This window comes from Comamonas sp. HJ-2 (assembly GCF_053615495.1).
Genome location: NZ_JBSIFD010000006.1, coordinates 96,010 through 114,067, shown reverse-complemented (window position 1 = coordinate 114,067; position 18,058 = coordinate 96,010). Strand labels below are relative to the sequence as shown.

The following is an 18,058-nucleotide window of genomic DNA, read 5'->3' as shown; positions in this document are numbered from 1 at the left end:
TAGTTTCTTTAGCTATTGGCCGTTTAAAAGCAAGCGCCGTCAGTGACTTTTGACTGGCAAGACGAGCAAGGTGCTCGAAACGAGGAACAGACTGCACATCTATAGGCGAGATCAGCCACTATCAGATCATTGCCGACACGCACGGATTAGCGATATTTTCCGGTGAGATTCTGAGGAATGCTGCAGCAGGATTGTCTAAGATCAGAGCTTGCTGAGCGAGAACGACTGCTCCACTAGATATGTATCCGGCTTCTATGAACTCCTTCTTAATTCCTAGCCTTGGAAAAACTCCGAACCATTTATGACGGGGTGAACTATGCCAAACGTTCACCAATGCTAGGGGTTCGCAGCTTGAGCTGCTTTTGCAAGTTAGTTCTCTCATACATTTCCTTTCAAAATAATAACCACTTCTCAGCCATGGACGAGGCAAAACCGGAAGTAGATGTCATAAATATAAAAACTAATAGGTTTGGTTTTTTATCCCAATCTTTTTTCCATAACTTCCTTATTAGTTGGTAGGCACCGTACTGCGCGAAATAAACCACGAACCAGGCAACACCCACTACTAGCATGTTTTCCCAGGTTCCGGTAACCCAGGTGGCACCCATAAAATTCATCGCTTCCCTCCCAATTTTGGAAAATCCGTAACGCCAAAATCAGCAAGAATCAAGCTTAACGCAAATAATAATGATTCTTTTTTAAATCCAGCATTAAAGTGAAAATTCGGAAATTTCCTAAAGGAACTGGCGGAGTAATCGACTGAACCAGTGCGGTATGGCGGCTTATTCGGAGGCTACTGTGCCGTTCAGCACAAGTTGACTATGCAACCGCCGCCGTCGTGAGAAGTGGCCCCATTCCTTTGAACAACTCAACCCTGTTGCTAAGCGAGATCCTCGGGGTTATGCCGCCTGCATTTGTGCAAACGGCAACGCTGCAAAGTACGCCTCATCAGGGGTAGCCCGGTTGTGCGCCTGATGGGTGGCTGGAGAGGTGTCCAGCTCGCGTGAGTTTCGCAGCGGGGAAACATGCCCGAACTCACCATTTGCGTGCAAAGCATTGATGCGCCAGATACCTATTCTGGTGTACTCCCACTCCTGCATCTGCAGCCCTCGCTATCGACCAGGGCCCCTCTATCCTTCGTCTTTAGCTGTTTTAGCTGTGAAAGAACTGCTTGAGCCTTTCATAGAGGAAATCATTGAGCAACTTGATGCGCCGGGGCGTGTGTTCGCGCTGGGGAATGAAAACATGCACGTCCAGACGAGGGCCGCTGTAGCCGAGGGGGAGCTCTACCAGCGCTCCGCTGGTGATGAGAGGTCGCGCAAAGTAATCTGTCAGTTGGCCGATGCCTGCCCCCTGCAGCACGAGCTGCCGCTGTACGGCAGGGTCCTGCGTGATGAAGGAAAACGGCGGCTCCAGCATCGTCTGCCGGCGGGCCGATTGAAAGGTCCAGGGCCAGATGCGGTTGGTGCGTGGGTGCCTCAGGCCGATGCAGCAGTGCTGCAGCAGTTCCTGCGGGCTCTTGGGTGTCCCCTTGGCGGCCAGATAGGCAGGCGCGGCGCAGAGCATGTGAGTGAAGCGCCCGACTCTGCGCGCGACCAGCGATACGTTGAGCAGTGGCCCGCCGATCACACCGATATCCATGCCCAGGTCCACCGTGTCGGGCCAGGGGTTCTGTGTCACGAGTTCGATGCGGATATCGGGATAGCTTTCATTGAACTGTGCCAGCAGTGGCGCCACCAGCAACTGCCCGAGACTCAGGCTTGAGGCAACCTTGATCGAGCCGGTGATGCCGCTTGCGCGGTCGCGCAATTCGCGCTCGCCCTGGTCGATCGACTGAAGACCGACACGGCAACGTTCATAGAACACACGGCCGTCTTCCGTCAATGCCATGCGGCGCGTGGAGCGGTGGAACAGGCGCACGCCCAACCACGATTCGAGCTGTGATATTTGCAGACTCACAGCCTGTGGCGTCAGGTGCAGCGATTGCGCGGCACGGCTGAAATTCTCTGCCTCAGCCACGTTCATGAATGTGGTGATGAGTCTAAGCCTGTCCATAGATTTACAAATTCTGCTTGAAGCTGTTTCAATCTTGTACCCACTGTGACAGCACGCGGGCGCTAAGTAAAGTTTGGCAAACATTCAAAATCGCCGGAGACACACAGATGCCCCACCTGCTTGGACAACTATTACTTCCCCTTTGCCTCGGCCTCGGCGGGGCAGCTTGGGGCGCGGCCGCGCAAACCGGCATGCCCACACATCCGGACAGGCCCATCACCTTGGTCGTCTCGTTCCCGCCAGGAGGAGCTCCCGACCAGATAGCGCGCCTGTTGGCGCCCCAGCTTCAAGCCCGCTGGAAAAATCCCGTCATCGTGGTGAACAGGGCGGGAGCGTCGGGCAACCTGGGCAACGACTCCGTAGCCCGCGCCGAGGCCGACGGCCACACCCTGCTGGTGACACCGAATACCTTCACCATGGTCCCTCACGTGCTGCCGGCGGGCGGGCAGCATGCCGATGTCGTCAAGGACTACACTCCGATCGCGCTGCTCTCATCAGCCTCCATGCTGATGCTCGCCAACCCCAGACTCGGTGCAAAAACGGTGGGCGATGTGGCCCGGATGGCAAAGACACAGCCCGACCTGGGCTACGCCACCTCGGGCAATGGGTCTCCCATGCATATCGTGGGCGAGCTGTTCAACAAGGTAGCTCGCGTGCAATTGCGCCATGTGCCCTACAAAGGCACGACACCGGCGATCAACGACGTGCTGGGCAGCCATGTGATGCTGACCTTCCTCGGCATGCCTGTTGCCAAGCCCCTGATCGATGCGGGACGCCTGGTACCGCTGGCCGTGGCAGACAAGGCCCGCAGCTCTTTTCTGCCCAGCTTGCCAACCATGCAGGAACAAGGCTTTGCAGGGGTGGAGGTCGACATTTCCTTCGGCGTCTATGGCCCCCGCAACATGGACCCGGCGCTGGCTGACGATATCAACAAAACCTTGCGCGAGATTCTGGCCAAGCCCGAGGTCGAAGCCCAGTTCAGAAACCTGTACCAGATCGTGGAAAACCAGCCACGCAGCGCTTTCGCCGAAAAGACCCGCGCCGACTACAAGCGCTACGGCAAGCTTGTGAAAGAACTTGGCATCACTGCCGACTGAAAGCCGGCCCCATGACGAACAAGACTCCCAACGTGCTGCTGATCGTCACCGACCAGCAGCGTGCCGACCACCTGGGCTGCGCGGGCAACACGCTGCTAAGGACGCCGAACATCGACCGCCTGGCCCGCACCGGCGTACGCGCCAGTAACTTCCATGCGGCCAGCACCACCTGCATGTCCAATCGCGCCACGCTGATGACCGGACGGCTGCCATCGCTGCATGGCGTGGTGCACAACGGCATCAGTCTCTCGCGCGATCACACTACCTTTGTGGAACTGCTGCGCGCAGGAGGCTATGCCACGGCACTCATAGGCAAGTCTCACCTGCAGTCTTTTGGCTATGACGGCCCGGCACGCCGTCGCTGGAGCCAGGGTGACCAAGGTGTTGCGCCGCCGCTCGATCTACTGGACGCACGAAAGCGCCAGCGTGACGGCGACGGGTATTTGAACGAATGGACGCCCGATTGGCGCAGTGGCAAGCGCATGGCGGTGACCACCCCTTACTACGGCTTCGAACACGTGGAGCTGGCTACGTTCCACGGCGACCAGGTCGACGGTGACTATGCCCGCTGGCTGGCCCAACGCCACCCCGCACCCGACAGTCTGCGCGGCCGTGCCAACGCCCTGCCTTCGCCAGGCTACAGCGCGCCGCAGGCATGGCGCACGGCCATGCCCGAGGCACTGTACCCCTCGGCCTGGGTGGGGGAGCGCGGCTGCGATTGGCTCAGAAAGCATGTGCAGGGTTCACCCGGCAAGCCGTTCTTTCTCAACCTGTCCTTTCCCGATCCGCACCATCCGTTCACCCCTCCGGGACGGTTCTGGGATATGTACCAGCCTGCGGACATGCCATTGCCGCCCAGCTTCGGCAAGCCCGGAAACTCTCAACTGCTGGTCGACGTTCATCGCTATACCAGAGAGGGCAGCTCCCGCGAGGGTTACGGCGCCTACGCCGTAACCAGCCGTGAATGCCAGGAAACGCTGGCCCTGACCTACGGCATGGTGAGCATGATCGACGAGCAGGTCGGGCAGTTACTCCAAACTCTTCAGGAGTTGGGCATAGAGGACGACACCGTCATCATCTTCACCAGCGACCACGGCGACATGATGGGCGACCACGGCATCGTGCTCAAGGGTGCCATGCATTTCAGTGGGCTCACGCGCGTACCCTTCATCTGGAAGGACCCATGCAGCCGGGCCGCTCCTCCAGTCCTGGATCTGCCATCCGGAACCATCGACATTGCCAAGACCGTGCTGGCGCGCTGCGGGCTCGCCCCCTACAACGGGATTCAGGGACTCAATCTGCTGCCCTGGCTGGACGGGCAGTCGCAAACAGTCCCATCGCGCCCTGGTGTCATTGTCGAAAGCGAGCCCGTGGTGCTGCCGCACGGAAGAACGCACCGCTACCGCCTTCGCAGCCTCGTCAACGAAGAATGGCGCCTGACCTTGAGCAACTTGCCCGAGCTGTGCGAGCTCTACGACCTGCACGCCGATCCGCTCGAGCAACACAACCTGTGGCATGAGCGCGCTGCCGAGCGCGGACAGTTGTGTATGCAGCTGCTGATGGAGCTCAGCGAACAGGCTGATTGCTCGCCACTGCCGACGGCTATCGCCTGAGGTGCATGCGAACGTTGGACCGCAATGCTGGAGGAGACCCCGATGAACAAGCAATTTTTCTGTGCCGCTGCATTCCTGTGGGTGGGAGGCACCTGTCATGCCCAAGCAAGCATCACAATCTATGGGCTGCTCGACACCGCTGTCGAGCACATCAACCATGTGGGTGCCACTGGTTCTGGGCTCACGCGCATCCCCAGCAATGCGGGCAACATTCCATCCAGGCTGGGATTTCGTGGCCGTGAAGATTTGGGGGGAGGAATAAGTGCCCAGTTCGTTCTCGAAATGGGCATCGCACCTGATTCGGGCGTCTTGAACCAAGGTGGGCGCGGGTTTGGGCGACAGTCGTTTGTTGGCCTGAACGGCCCCTGGGGTCAGGTTGGCCTGGGCCGGCAGTACACGATGCTGTTTTGGTCGATGCATGACGCCGATGTCATCGGGCCGGGTATGCACAGCATTGCGAACTTCGACAGCTATTTTCCGAATGCACGCGCCGACAACGCCATCTCCTACAAGGGCACATTCTCAGGACTGACCGTGGGCATGACCTACAGCTTTGGGCGCGATACGGTCAATGCTGGCCCTAGCCCCGCCGGCACAAATTGTGCCGGCGAGAGTGGCACCGACAGGAATGCTTGCCGCGAATGGTCGATGTTGCTCAAGTACGACTCCGCCAGTTGGGGGACTGCGCTGGCTCATGACGTGCTCAAGGGGGGCTCAGGTGCATTTGGTGGTCTAAGCCAAAGCAGCATGAGCGACAAGCGCACCATGCTCAACGGTTATGTGAAATTCAACGGAATCAAGATTGGAGCGGGATTTCTGCGCCGCGACAACGATGGCTACAAGGTCTCCCCCCGCAGCGACCTGTGGTTCGTCGGCCTTTCATATCCCGCAGGGGCATGGACTTTCGACACCCAGTACTACCGGCTCCAGTACAAGTCCAATAGCGACAAAGGCCAGTTCATGGTGCTGCGTGGCACCTACCACTTCTCCAAACGAACCGCCGCCTACGCGTCACTGGGACACATGAAGAACAGCGGCAATGCCACATTCAGCGCTAGCAGCGGCCAGGCTGGCAGCCTGCCGGTCGCCGGAATCAACCAGACAGGCTTCGGCGTCGGTATCCGTCATATGTTTTAGCCAATGGCACTCGCCCAAATACGAGCCTGACGGAGATGCCGAACCAGCCTTGTTGCTGTGACATGGCGCAATCACCTCTCTGGTGCAAGCCGTCAAGGCCCTGGAGCTTGTGCGTAGCCTGATCGCACTCTGGCTGTGACACCGGCACGGCACGTGCACGTGCATGTGCATGTGATGCCACATGTGCGACGGCTCAAAGGCATGTTCATCACTCATAGGCTTGCGACTGCAACTTGGCCGCCTTATTCCAAAACGCGCTCGCTCAGCGGGAACTATGTGGCTGATACGATAGAAGGAGCTGAAAGCACGACCATCTTTTGAACACCTTTTTTAGGTAGCTAGCTGGGTAGCTAGAGCTAGGAACCTAAAAATCAGATACGCAACCCATTGAAATCAAGTGGGCTTATATGACAATGAAAATTGCCACCTGGAATGTGAACTCCTTGTCCGTACGACTGCCGCAGGTGCTGGACTGGCTTGCCGCCAACCCCGTCGATGCACTGGGACTGCAGGAGCTCAAGCTCACCGACGACAAGTTCCCGCACATGGCGTTCGAGGAAGCTGGCTACAAGGCAGTCAGCCACGGCCAGAAGACTTATAACGGCGTGGCCTGGATCACGCGCGACACGGGGCGCGATGTGGTGCGCAACATTCCCGGGCTTGACGACGAACAGGCCCGCATCATTGCCACGACCATAGACTCGCCGAACGGCGAAATTCGTCTGATCAACGGCTACTTCGTCAACGGCCAGGAACCTGGCTCGGAAAAATTTGCCTACAAGATGCGCTGGCTGCAGGCGTTGCACGATTGGATCCAGAACCAGATGACCCTGCATCCGCGCCTGGTGCTGGTGGGGGACTTCAACGTGGCTCCCGAAGATCGCGACTCCTACGACCCCGTCGGCCTCAAGGACACGATCCACCACACGGTGGAAGAGCGCGACCATTTCCAGCGCCTGCTGCAACTGGGCTTGAGCGATGCCTTCCGCATGTTCGAACAGCCGGAAAAAAGCTACTCCTGGTGGGATTACCGCATGCTGGGCTTTCAGAAGAATCGCGGCCTGCGCATCGACCATATTCTGGTCAGCGAGGCTCTCAAGAGCAAGGTCAGCGCCTGCAGCGTGGACCGCGCTCCGCGCAAGAACAAACAGCCCAGCGACCACGCCCCCGTGGTTGTCACACTGGACTGAGGCGGGACGCGGATCAGGCGGCGCCATGGCTCAGCCACTGCAAGGCCTGCAGTTGGCCACGCAACAGCATCACATGGCGTTTGAGCAGCTTGGCGACTTTGACCGGCAAATCCAGCTGAACAGTGTGCTCCGTGCGCTCCAGCCAGGTCTGCAAGCGCCGCAGCACATCCAGCCAGGTTTCGGCCGCCGTCTCCCCCAAGTAGTCAAGCCAGGTCTTGCGCACTCGCTCCAGCAGACCGCCCTCATCCAAGGCCATGGATAGCGGGGCGACCGGAACACCATCAAGCAGCTCCTCCAGTTCGGAAACCAGCTTGTGCGAATCCTGCGAGAAGCGGCGCAGGGCATCGACAGCCATGCTGGAGTCCGCAGTCGTCAAGAACAGTCTGGAGCTTTGCGCAAAACGCCGTCCTGCCTGTAATGCCAGAGCAAGACTGTTCTTCGCCATCTGGCCCAGTACAGCCTCCGCGCAAGGCTTGGACACAGGTGGAACAATCGCACGGCGCCAGGCTGCCTTGACGGCTGCTCTGACCTGAGACCAGTCCAGCAGGCTGCCCCCGCAATGCCGCGACCAATGCTGGCGCAACTCGGCCTCCAGGGATTCGAAACTCCTGCTCCTCCCCGAAGCCGTCTGCCGAGCCCGATATCTGCCGGCCTGCCAGCCCAGCAGATAGGCGGGGTAATACTGATCAAAGCTACGCCCCGGGACAAAGTAAGGCTCGCACATATAGCGCTCGTGCCAGAAGGCCTCCTCGGCCTCCGGCATCTGCAGCAATGGCGACAAGGCGTTCGCATCCCGCGGAAAAGACTCCGGTGCAGGCGGGAAAGAGATGGGTAAAGGCAAGGCAGACAACGCAAACAGTCCAATCAACAAAAGGCCTGTTGATTTTTATCCCTGCGCCATCTGCCTTATGTCGTCAACCGTGATTGCACCATGTAGGACGGATAAAACCCACCGCGAAAGCAAGTGACCACTTCACTGCTTCAGTCGAAATTCTCGTTTTCCAGCCCCAGCTCCTGCAGCTTCCGGGTGATGGTGTTGCGGCCAATCCCCAGCCGGCTGGCAGCCTCGACTCTGCGACCATGTGTGGCTGCCAGGGCCGTTCGCAGCAACTGAGCCTCGAACTGATGGGACAGCTGATCCCATACATCGTGGTGGCCTTGCGACAAAAGCTCCTCGGCCTGCTTGCCCAACCCTTCCAGCCAGCCCTCGGTCAATGCCGGAGCTTCGGTCAAAGGCGTTGCCGCAGTGCCTGGCACGGACATGGATGCCGCCTCAGGCAGATTTGCCCTGGACTGGTCCAGGCCCACACCACTGCTCAATGCGCCGGCAAAGACTGCTGTGCTCACCGGTGCAGAGCTGCCCAGCACTTCGGGCGGCAAGTCCTTGAGTGCAATCTGCTGGGCCGGAGCCATGACGGTCAACCAGTGGCAGATGTTTTCCAGCTGGCGCACATTGCCCGGGAAGTTGAAGGCCTGCAGGCGGCTCATGGCGGCCGTGCTCATGCGTTTGGGCTCAACCCCCAGCTGACGCGCGCTTTGCTGCAGGAAATGCTGGGTCAGCATGGGCACGTCTTCCTTGCGCTCGCGCAATGCAGGCAGGCGCAGACGGATCACATTCAGGCGATGGAACAAGTCCTCGCGGAAAGCTCCGTCCTTGACGCGCAACTCCAGATCCTGGTGCGTCGCCGCAATCACACGCACATGGGCCTTGACGGCCTGATGTCCGCCAACCCGGTAGAAATGACCGTCGGAGAGCACCCGCAGCAGACGCGTCTGCAGCTCGAACGGCATGTCTCCGATTTCATCGAGAAACAGCGTACCGCCTTCGGCCTGCTCGAAACGCCCCCTGCGCTGGGTCTGCGCGCCGGTAAAGGCGCCGCGCTCGTGGCCGAACAGCTCGGACTCCAGCAGATCTTTCGGGATGGCTGCGGTATTGATGGCCACAAACGGTCCGCCGGCAACCGGAGAATGCTTGTGCAGAGCCCGTGCCACCAGCTCCTTGCCGGCACCGGACTCCCCGGTGATCAGCACCGTGACATGACTCTGGCTCAGTCTGCCGATGGCGCGAAACACGTCCTGCATGGCGGGTGCCTGACCCAGCATTTCCGCCTGCACCGGAGCCTGCACATCCGCCACCTCCTCGCGCTGGCTTTCCTCGACGGCGCGCCGGATCAACTCTACGGCCTTGGGTACGTCGAAGGGCTTGGGCAGATACTCGAAGGCCCCACGCTGGAACGCCGAGACGGCACTGTCCAGATCGGAATAGGCCGTCATGATGATCATGGGCAGTCCAGGCTGCTGCGCCCTGACCTGCTCCAACAGCTCAAGGCCCGAACCGCCAGGCATGCGTATATCGCTGACCAGCACCTGTGGAGCCTGACGCTCGGGATCGCTGTTGTCCACATCAGCCAGGGCCTTGAGCACATCACGCGGCTGGGTAAAGCTGCGAATGGGCCAGCCTTCACGCCCCAGTGCCTTTTCAAGCACAAAGCGGATGGAAGGGTCGTCGTCCACAATCCAGATTGGCTTCATTCGTGCAACATCCTTCCCTTCTTCTGCATATTGATAATGTCAGGCTTTATGGCAGTGGTATCAGGATTCGGAAATCCGTCCTCCCCGGCTGGCTCTCGCACTCGATCAGGCCATGGTGACGCTGCACAAAGGTCTGAGCCAGCGTCAGCCCCAGGCCGGATCCGCCGTCTCTGCCTGAGACCAAAGGATAGAAAATCCGCTCCTTGATGGCATCTGGCACGCCTGACCCGTTGTCGATTACATGCAATTCCAGTGCCAATCTGTAGCGCTCGCGCCCCAGAGTGACCTGTCTGGCCACACGCGTCTTCAGAATGATCTCGGCATCGCCCTCTGCAATGCGCCGCCCCAGCGCCTGTGCCGCGTTCTGAACGATATTGAGCAGAGCCTGTATCAGCTGTGCGCTGTCGCCTCTGAACTCGGGAATGGAAATGTCATAGTCGCGCGTGATCTTGAGCCCCTGAGGATGCTCGACCAGCACCAGCGAACGCACGCGCTCGCAGACCTCGTGGATGTTGACGTCGCCCACCTCATGCGGGTGGCGATGCGGGGCCAGCAATCTGTCCACCAGCGCCTGCAGGCGATCGGCCTCGTGAATGATGACCGTGGTGTATTCCAGCAACTCGGGCGTGACCAGATCCATCTGCAGCAACTGGGCCGCGCCGCGAATGCCGCCCAGCGGATTCTTGATCTCGTGCGCCAGATTGCGGATCAGTTCCTTGTTCGCCAGCGCCTGCTCTCGGATGCGCTCCTCGCGATCCTGACGGGCCTGCTGCTCCAGCGGCCACATCTCCACCATGACATGACCGGCCTTCTCGGCCAGCGAAACCGCCGCGTGAATCGGCAAGGGCTCCTGCCCCAGGCGCAGCAGGCTGGCCTCGAAGCGCAGCGCAGCAAAGTCGTTGGAACGGGCGCCGCTGAGCGCCTTGTCCAGCAAGGCAGGCTCGGCAAAGCAGGTGGCGAAGTCACTGCCGACCATGATGCGGCGCGACTGGCCCAGGGCGTTTTCCAGCGCCGCGTTGACGAAGCGCACCATGCCATACTCGTCAAGCACGGCAATCAGGGTGCAAAGCCAGTCCAGCGACTGGTAGCCGTGAGCATTGGCCTGATCCGGATCAGGCCTGGCGATATCGGGGAGCGGGGCTGCAGTGGAACTCATTCGATAGACCAAAAATGACCAGCCCCAGGGGCCGGATTAATTGACCGCAGGCAGCCGGTCCAGCTCTCGCCTGATGCCTGCGATATCACTTTCCTGACGTGTGATATCGGCCTTGAGCCTGGCCACCCGCTCCGGGTAGCCCTGAGGATTGCGCAACTCCAGCGCCGTGCGCACGGGGTTGCCATCGTTGTACTCCGCCTTCAGCTCGGACAGTCTGGCCTGGGCCTTGTTCAGCTCGCCTTGCAGGATGGCTCGTGCATCGGAGTCACGCGCTTTCTGCGCGGCATTGTCGCTGCGAGCCGGGGCCGGCGCGCTCGATGCAGAGCTACTTGCCGGCTTGGGCTTGGCCGCAGCCGCAGCGGCATTGCCACCCGAGGGCCTGGTGCCGTGAATCACCGTCACGCCACTGCCATCGACCGGCTTGCACCCTTTGGCCTTGGCCTGCGAAACATTGTTGGTGTACTCATTGCCGCAGCGGTAGATCACATCCTGGGCAGAAACCAGCCCGGATGCAAGACACAGCAACGACAACACATAAAACTTCTTCATTCGGTCCTCTCAGGCAGACGGCGGCCGCAAGTCCGCAATACCCTGAGTATCGCTCCAAGCCTGCGGCTTTTATTGACTACTTGACCGCCACCAACCCGTTTGGTTCCTTTGCTGCCACGCCCGCCGCAGCGGGCGCTCAATAAAAAAGGCGGCTTGCGCCGCCTTTTTTGACCTCTGCTTTACAGCGAGAAGTACATATCGTATTCGACAGGGTGCACCGACTGGCGATAGCGAGTCACTTCGCCCATCTTCAGCTCGATGTAGGCATCCAGCATGCTGTCGGAGAACACACCGCCCTTGGTCAGGAACGCACGGTCGGCGTCCAGGGCTTCCAGAGCCTGATCCAGGCTGTGGCAGACGGTAGGCACCAGCTTGTCTTCCTCGGGAGGCAGGTGGTAGAGATCCTTGGTCGCGGCTTCGCCGGGATGGATCTTGTTTTCCACGCCGTCCAGGCCGGCCATCAGCAGAGCTGCGAAACCCAGGTAGGGGTTCATCAGAGGATCGGGGAAGCGGGCTTCCACGCGACGAGCCTTGGGATTGCTGACGTAAGGAATACGGATGGAGGCCGAGCGATTCTTGGCCGAGTAGGCCAGCTTCACGGGCGCTTCGAAGCCGGGAACCAGACGCTTGTAGCTGTTGGTGCCGGGATTGGTGATGGCGTTCAGCGCACGAGCGTGCTTGATGATGCCGCCGATGTAGTACAGGGCGAAGTCGGACAGGCCGGCATAGCCGTCGCCGGCAAACAGGTTCTTGCCATCCTTCCACACGGACTGGTGCACGTGCATGCCGGAGCCGTTATCGCCAGCGTAGGGCTTGGGCATGAAGGTTGCCGTCTTGCCGTAGGTGTTGGCCACGTTCCAGATGATGTACTTCTGCAGCTGTGTCCAGTCGGCACGCTCGACCAGGGTCGAGAAGCGTGTGCCGATTTCGTTCTGACCGGCGCCGGCCACTTCATGGTGGAACACTTCGACAGGGATGCCGACCGCTTCCAGCAGCAGCGACATCTCTGCACGCATGTCCTGGGTGCTGTCGACAGGAGGAACGGGGAAGTAGCCACCCTTGACGCGAGGACGGTGACCACGGTTACCGGTTTCGAACTTGGTGCCGGTGTTCCAGGGAGCCTCGTATTCTTCGATTTCGAAGAAGGGGTTGTGAGGCTCTGTACCCCAGCGCACGCCGTCGAAGATGAAGAATTCGGGTTCGGGACCGAAGTAAGCGGTATCGCCCAGGCCGGAAGCCTTCAGATAGGCTTCGGCACGCTTGGCGATGGAGCGGGGATCGCGGTCGTAGGCCTTGCCATCACCGGGTTCGATCACATCGCACTGCAGAATCAGTGTGGTTTCTTCGAAGAAGGGATCGATATTGGCAGTGTTGGGATCGGGAACCAGCTGCATGTCCGAGGCTTCGATACCCTTCCAGCCGGCAACGGAAGAACCGTCGAAAGCATGGCCCGAGGCGAACTTGTCCTCGTCGAAGTGCGACACGGGCACGGTCACGTGCTGTTCCTTGCCGCGGGTATCGGTAAAGCGCAGGTCCACGAACTTGACCTCGTTATCCTGCACCATCTGCATCACGTCTGCAACGGTCTTCGCCATTAGATCTCTCCTGCCAACTTTGGCTGATCAAATAAAGAATGAATAGTATCTAGCAGTTTGCGTGCCAACTCGAACTCGGCGCCTCACAACAACATCTGCGCACCGAAACCGAGCCTTGGTGTAAAGATATTCGGCACAAGACATAGGCACTTACCAGAGCTGCATCTGCAAACTGCACCAAACAGACGCGCATTGTCTCACTGCCAGAGCACGCCTCACAATTGCACCATCTTGGTGAATATCATTGCACCAATATGGTGCAATTTGGAAATAGGATTGTTTTTGGTGCATGACACCTGATTCGCCCTGCTGCAGACGCTTCTCAGCGAGCCACCGAAGCTGCACCATCCGAATCATCTGCACCAGGTGCAAACGGGACCTGCGGGTCGGCAGCACTTGGCATGGTCTGCGCCCTCATTTGCTCCAGCGCCGCCAGGCAGAAGTGAGCAAACCACAGTGCAGAGAAGGCAAACACCAGCGCATAGATCCAGATCGCAATCGGAACCAGAATCCAGAAAGCGGCCAGGAACAGCAGCCCGGAAATCCAGACCACACCAGGTGCTGCGCCCAGATAGCCGCAGATCACACCCATCAGAATGAGCGACATGCGGTGACGGGCAAACAGGGCCCGGCGCTCGTCCTTGCTGGCATGCTCGGACAAGGCGTCAAATGCCATGACCCTGTAGGTGAGCCATCCCCAGATCAAAGGCGCCACCACCAGCATCAGCGGCGGGAACACCCATAGCGGCAGAGTGACAAACAAGGCCAGTAGCGCAATCAACGTGGAGCCGCCCGACCAGACCAGGCTGGCTACGGTGGAACCACCATGCTTTTTCTCGAGCCCGACAAAGCGTTTCTCGGCCACCAGCTGTGTCAGCACAGGCGCCATGAACAGGCCCACCAGCAGCAAAACCAGCACCACGAGTACCGGCATTGCGCCCAACACAACAAAAATGGAAGCCACCACCTCCGAGGCATACCCAAGGCCCAGCCCCTGCAGCCATAGCCATAAGGAATGCAGCCAGCCCACCCCGTCCAGCAGGCTTTGCACCTTGAGGACCGCATCGGCCCAGAAGAAGTAACCCAGAAGCCAGGCCATCAAGGCCATGGCCAGCAGCGGCAGGAGTGACCAGACAATGACCCGCTTATGCAGGCAATACGCCATGGCACGCCAAAAAGAGTCGAGTAGCAAGCTCATGCTGGCAAGCATACTCAAGGATTGACTTATGCGCGACCCATCAATCGCAGGACAGCCAGCCACTGCTGCGCCCAGAAGCCACGGCCATAGTCGCGCAATTGACCTTTTGCATTCGCTTGCACCTGATCGCGAATGCCCGTGGGGTCATAGCGCAGATCAAAGTTGGCCGTGCCAAACAATATGTCCCACCAAGGCAACAATACGCCGAAATTGTTGCCATGCACCTTCTTGTTGCGCACGGGCGCCATGGGTTCGTGGCCGATACCGATGGCGTGGTGGCGGCGGTGAAAGCGTGGACTGATCCACAGGCGCTCGCCCAGCTGGCCAAACCAGATGCGCACGTTGGCATGCTGAAAGCTCTCGCTGAGCTGGGTCAGGGCCACGATGGCCACGAACTGCCCCGGAGCCACGCCAATCAGCTGTGCCACCAGCACGATGATGGCGTCATGGATCACGTCGTCGAGCAGGTGATTGCGGTTGTCGCTCCACACCGTCATCTGGCGCTGCGAGTGGTGCACGGCATGCAGCTTCCACCACCAGGTAAAACCGTGCTGGCCTCGATGAATCCAGTACTCGACCAGATCGAAGACGACCAGATACATCAACAGGCTGACCCAGGCATTGTCCGTCACACCCGGCCAAAGGTCGTCAAGGTGAAAGCCCGGCAAGCCCCAGACATGAAGCTGGCCCATGAGCGAATTCCACAGCGGCTCCGTCGTGAAGAACAAGGCCAGCCTGAACAGTCCCAGCCGATGAATCAGCGTATAGAGGATGTCCACACGAATCGCCTGACGGTCCACCACGGGCTCGACCGGCCTCCAGCGCTGCAGCGGCACGATCACCGCGACCATGACCGCTATCTGCAGCAAGCCCACCAGCAGCCAGCCTGTGGCCGTGTAGCCATCTTCGAGCAGGTTTGCCATGCCGAAATGGAACAGAAACGGCTGAACCACGCCTTCAAACAAGCGTTGCTGTGCCTCTCCAAACATCTGAACCAACCAATCCACAACTCACTCCTCTTGCAGCACTCAGCGGTGCTGCGCAATCCAGCCCTGGTACGCCGGATGCTCGGCCAGCGTACGAAAGCAAAAACCCTTATCCAGCAGACCGACGATCAGAGGCTCCAGCACCGCCGGGGCCCAGGGATCCTGGCGCGACCAGATGCCGAGGTGGGCCAGCAAGATATCGCCGCCGCCTATGTTTTTGAGTGCCTGGGCCAGCAAGCGTTCATTCGGATATTTGTCGCTGGGCAGCTCGTCGCCCAGAAAGCCTGCCGGCGCCCAGCCCACATGCTGAAAGCCACCCTGCTGCGCTGCGGCAATCAGCGCGGGCGATGTCTTGCCGCCCGGCGCACGATACAGCGGCAAGGTCTTGCGCCCCGTGATCTGGGTCAGCCGCTGGGCGGAGCGCGCAATCTCCTGGCGATATTCATCGGCAGATACCACAAAGCTCTGACCGGCTCTGGACCCGGCCGAGGGCTTGACCTTGAAGTGCGTGACCTGACCCGAGGCCTTGTCGCGGATATCGGCCAGCCAGTACATGTGGTCGAAGGTATGGGATGCGAGCTGGTGACCTTCGTCGGCACGCGCCTTCCACCAGGGCGCCCAGAAGTCGCCCAGACTGCTGCCCCCCTCCTTCGTGGCCTCATTGGCCGCAAAGAATGTGACGGGAACCTTGTGCTTTTGCAGCACCTGGGCGACAAGCTGGGCTATGCCCATATGCCCGGTGTCGAAGGTCAGGTAGACCGCCTTGGAGCAAACGCCTGAAGCCATCTTCTTTGCCGCTTCGGCAGCAAAGGCTGGAACGGCAGACAGGCCGCCGACCAGCGAGCCGAGCATGAAACAACGTCTTTGCATCCACCCTCCTTAAGGTGGTCAACACGGAGCCCAAGCCATCCCTGCCGTTTCGATGCAGCAGGGACAAGCACCTTAGCGCGCGGCGTGGGACAGCGTCCAGACACCGTGAGGCGACTTGCCCACATTGACCTGATTGACCACCTTCTTCTCCACCGTGTCGATCACCGACAGCTTGCGCGCCCAGCGCGAGGCCACGAAGATGTAGCGGCCGTCGGCCGAGACATCCATGCAGTCGGGGCCGCCAGGGGCCGGGTAATTGGCAACGACCTGGCTGCTGACCATATCGATCTTGCTGATGGTATTGGCCACGCGATTGCTCACGTACAGATGGCGGTCATCGCCGGCGGCGCGGAAGGCATGGGCGCCAGCTGCCGTCTTGATCTGACCCAGGCTGCGTGGTTCGGGACCGGTGATGTCGAACACTTCGACACCATCGCCGCCCGTCAGGCCGACAAACAGCTTTTTGCCGTCAGGGCTGCCATAGACGTCGGCAGGCATGGGGCCGGTGGGCACTCGGGCCTTGATGGTCTGGGTGGCGATATCGATGGCCACCAGGGCGTCGCTGTCCTGCATGGTGGAGTACAGCGTCTTGCTCTGCGCGTCGATGAACAAATGGCTGGGCGTCTTGCCGGTGGAGACGCGCTTGACCAGGGTCGGCGTCTGCGTGGCCGCATCCCAGCGGTAAAAATCGATGTGGTTGAGGCGGTTGGCTGCCGTGACAAACCACTTCATATCCGGCGAAAAGCGCAGGTGGTACGGGTCCACGATATCGCGGATCACGCGCTGCACGGCACCCGTGCGCGGATCCACCAGAGTCAGCGAATCGCCCAGCGCATTGGCCACCACCAGCGACTTCTCATCTGGCGTCAGATACAGGTGATGAGGCTCCTTGCCCGTGGGAATGCGCGACTGCTCCTTCCAGGTCTGCGGATCGATCACGCTGATGGATGCATCCAGGGAATTCAGCACGAAGATGGGCGTTGGGCCTTGCACTGCACGCGCAGCCTGTGCGGGCTTGACAGCGGCGGGCGACACAGGTGCACCGGTTGCAACTGCCGCCGCGGGCGCGACCACAGGAGCGGCAGCGACCGCAGGAGCGGCTGCCTTGGCAGACTTGAAACCGGGAAAGGCCGAAGCCCCCAACCATGCCGCGGCGCCCACGCCCACGACCAATGCCACAGCAGCGCCAGTGCGCCCAATAGAAAGACGTCCCACAACCACCACCTTCTCAGAATCCATGCAGTGTAGCTGCGTCAATGCAGCCGCTGCCAACACAAGCCTTCTGGTTTACAAAGCTTGTTGAAATGCCGCGCCAAGCTTGCCTGATCGGCGCAGGCCGCATCATGACAACAATTCAAAAACAGGAGCAGCTAGCTCCTGCTTTTATTACGGTACAGCTTTAAAAAAGCTTGAAACCGTTGGAATAAAGGCACATGACGCTCATCTATTGATGAACATCATTGCTCTATAAAAAAAGGAGCCCCAAAAGGGCTCCTTTGCCAACGTCGGTGACGGGTCCTCAGACCTTCCACTTCTCCGCCAGCTTTTCGGGATTCAGCGTGTCATAGCCTTCGAAAGGCTGGTGAATCCAGGGGTTGGTGGCCAGGAAGTCCACCGAGTAGTCAGGCTCGAAGGTCGACACGCCCTTGGTCCAGATCACGGCGCTGCGCAGCTCCGTAATAGGTGCGTAGTTGGTCTTGAGCATGGCGATCACGGCCTTGAGCGTGGCGCCCGAGTCCGCCAGATCGTCCACCAGCAGCACGCGGCCGGAAATATCGCCCTTGGGCGTGGCGATGAAGCGGCCGATGTCCAGATGGCCCTGCACCGTGCCGGCTTCGGCGCGATAGGAGCTGGTGGACATGATGGCCAGGGGCTTGTCGAAAATGCGGCTCAGGATGTCGCCGGGACGCAGACCACCGCGTGCCAGGCACAGGATGGTGTCGAATTCCCAGCCGGACTGGTGGATCTTGATGGCGAGCTTTTCGATGAGACCGTGGTACTCGTCGTAGCTCACATACAGGTGCTTACCGTCTTCTGTCAGCATGGGCACAGTTCCTTTGAAAGTTCAGTAAAACCCGGC

At 59.8% G+C, this 18,058-nt stretch carries 17 protein-coding genes; 5 read left to right on the top strand and 12 right to left on the bottom strand.

The window, feature by feature from the left end; all coding sequences use genetic code 11:
* Window positions 1-392: 392 nt before the first annotated feature.
* The gene (locus ACWGXF_RS07490; RefSeq protein ID WP_087866335.1) at window positions 393-617 is read right to left on the bottom strand and encodes a hypothetical protein; all 225 of its coding nucleotides are present in this window, start codon (window positions 615-617) and stop codon (window positions 393-395) included.
* A gap of 535 nt (window positions 618-1,152) precedes the next feature.
* On the bottom strand, window positions 1,153-2,055 hold the full coding sequence (locus tag ACWGXF_RS07485; RefSeq protein WP_202788579.1) for a LysR family transcriptional regulator: 903 nt from the start codon (window positions 2,053-2,055) through the stop codon (window positions 1,153-1,155).
* Window positions 2,056-2,246: 191 nt separating this feature from the next.
* On the opposite strand from ACWGXF_RS07485, the gene ACWGXF_RS07480 reads away from it, so the two are divergent.
* The 4 genes from ACWGXF_RS07480 to xth all read left to right on the top strand — a co-directional run bounded on the left by ACWGXF_RS07480 (window position 2,247) and on the right by xth (window position 7,092).
* Window positions 2,247-3,152: a Bug family tripartite tricarboxylate transporter substrate binding protein gene (locus tag ACWGXF_RS07480; RefSeq protein ID WP_452101818.1), complete on the top strand. Its 906-nt coding sequence runs from the start codon at window positions 2,247-2,249 to the stop codon at window positions 3,150-3,152.
* An 11-nt stretch (window positions 3,153-3,163) separates the two neighbouring features.
* Complete coding sequence (locus ACWGXF_RS07475) at window positions 3,164-4,765, top strand: sulfatase family protein (protein ID WP_256630947.1); 1,602 nt, start codon at window positions 3,164-3,166, stop codon at window positions 4,763-4,765.
* 42 nt (window positions 4,766-4,807) lie between these two features.
* A complete protein-coding gene (locus tag ACWGXF_RS07470; RefSeq protein WP_034394857.1) occupies window positions 4,808-5,902 on the top strand; it encodes a porin in 1,095 nt (364 codons plus the stop codon).
* A 413-nt stretch (window positions 5,903-6,315) separates the two neighbouring features.
* Complete coding sequence (gene xth / locus ACWGXF_RS07465; protein WP_041744257.1) at window positions 6,316-7,092, top strand: exodeoxyribonuclease III; 777 nt, start codon at window positions 6,316-6,318, stop codon at window positions 7,090-7,092.
* Window positions 7,093-7,105: 13 nt separating this feature from the next.
* Here the strand turns inward: xth and ACWGXF_RS07460 are convergent, their stop codons facing one another.
* The 9 genes from ACWGXF_RS07460 to ACWGXF_RS07420 form a co-directional block, all read right to left on the bottom strand.
* Window positions 7,106-7,873: a hypothetical protein gene (locus tag ACWGXF_RS07460; RefSeq protein ID WP_240487512.1), complete on the bottom strand. Its 768-nt coding sequence runs from the start codon at window positions 7,871-7,873 to the stop codon at window positions 7,106-7,108.
* A gap of 200 nt (window positions 7,874-8,073) precedes the next feature.
* Window positions 8,074-9,624: a nitrogen regulation protein NR(I) gene (ntrC, locus tag ACWGXF_RS07455; RefSeq protein WP_039048797.1), complete on the bottom strand. Its 1,551-nt coding sequence runs from the start codon at window positions 9,622-9,624 to the stop codon at window positions 8,074-8,076.
* Window positions 9,625-9,670: 46 nt separating this feature from the next.
* Window positions 9,671-10,780 carry a nitrogen regulation protein NR(II) gene (glnL, locus tag ACWGXF_RS07450; protein WP_256630948.1) on the bottom strand — a complete coding sequence of 370 codons (1,110 nt, stop codon included), beginning with the start codon at window positions 10,778-10,780 and terminating at the stop codon, window positions 9,671-9,673.
* A gap of 36 nt (window positions 10,781-10,816) precedes the next feature.
* Window positions 10,817-11,329 (bottom strand): hypothetical protein, encoded by a 513-nt coding sequence (locus ACWGXF_RS07445; protein ID WP_452101817.1) that lies wholly within the window; start codon window positions 11,327-11,329, stop codon window positions 10,817-10,819.
* Window positions 11,330-11,508: 179 nt separating this feature from the next.
* Window positions 11,509-12,924: a type I glutamate--ammonia ligase gene (gene glnA / locus ACWGXF_RS07440; RefSeq protein WP_003063782.1), complete on the bottom strand. Its 1,416-nt coding sequence runs from the start codon at window positions 12,922-12,924 to the stop codon at window positions 11,509-11,511.
* A 322-nt stretch (window positions 12,925-13,246) separates the two neighbouring features.
* Window positions 13,247-14,134 (bottom strand): EI24 domain-containing protein, encoded by an 888-nt coding sequence (locus ACWGXF_RS07435; RefSeq protein WP_003063784.1) that lies wholly within the window; start codon window positions 14,132-14,134, stop codon window positions 13,247-13,249.
* A 14-nt stretch (window positions 14,135-14,148) separates the two neighbouring features.
* Window positions 14,149-15,129, bottom strand: a complete 981-nt coding sequence (locus tag ACWGXF_RS07430; RefSeq protein ID WP_012839165.1) for a sterol desaturase family protein — start codon at window positions 15,127-15,129, stop codon at window positions 14,149-14,151.
* Between the two features lie 21 nt (window positions 15,130-15,150).
* Window positions 15,151-15,978 (bottom strand): polysaccharide deacetylase family protein, encoded by an 828-nt coding sequence (locus ACWGXF_RS07425; protein ID WP_256630950.1) that lies wholly within the window; start codon window positions 15,976-15,978, stop codon window positions 15,151-15,153.
* A gap of 72 nt (window positions 15,979-16,050) precedes the next feature.
* Window positions 16,051-17,217: a YncE family protein gene (locus tag ACWGXF_RS07420; protein WP_256630951.1), complete on the bottom strand. Its 1,167-nt coding sequence runs from the start codon at window positions 17,215-17,217 to the stop codon at window positions 16,051-16,053.
* A 17-nt stretch (window positions 17,218-17,234) separates the two neighbouring features.
* On the opposite strand from ACWGXF_RS07420, the gene ACWGXF_RS07415 reads away from it, so the two are divergent.
* The gene (locus tag ACWGXF_RS07415) at window positions 17,235-17,381 is read left to right on the top strand and encodes a hypothetical protein (RefSeq protein WP_165570843.1); all 147 of its coding nucleotides are present in this window, start codon (window positions 17,235-17,237) and stop codon (window positions 17,379-17,381) included.
* A 116-nt stretch (window positions 17,382-17,497) separates the two neighbouring features.
* Here ACWGXF_RS07415 and ACWGXF_RS07410 read toward each other — a convergent pair whose 3' ends face one another.
* On the bottom strand, window positions 17,498-18,022 hold the full coding sequence (locus ACWGXF_RS07410; protein ID WP_003063794.1) for a phosphoribosyltransferase: 525 nt from the start codon (window positions 18,020-18,022) through the stop codon (window positions 17,498-17,500).
* Window positions 18,023-18,058 lie beyond the last annotated feature (36 nt).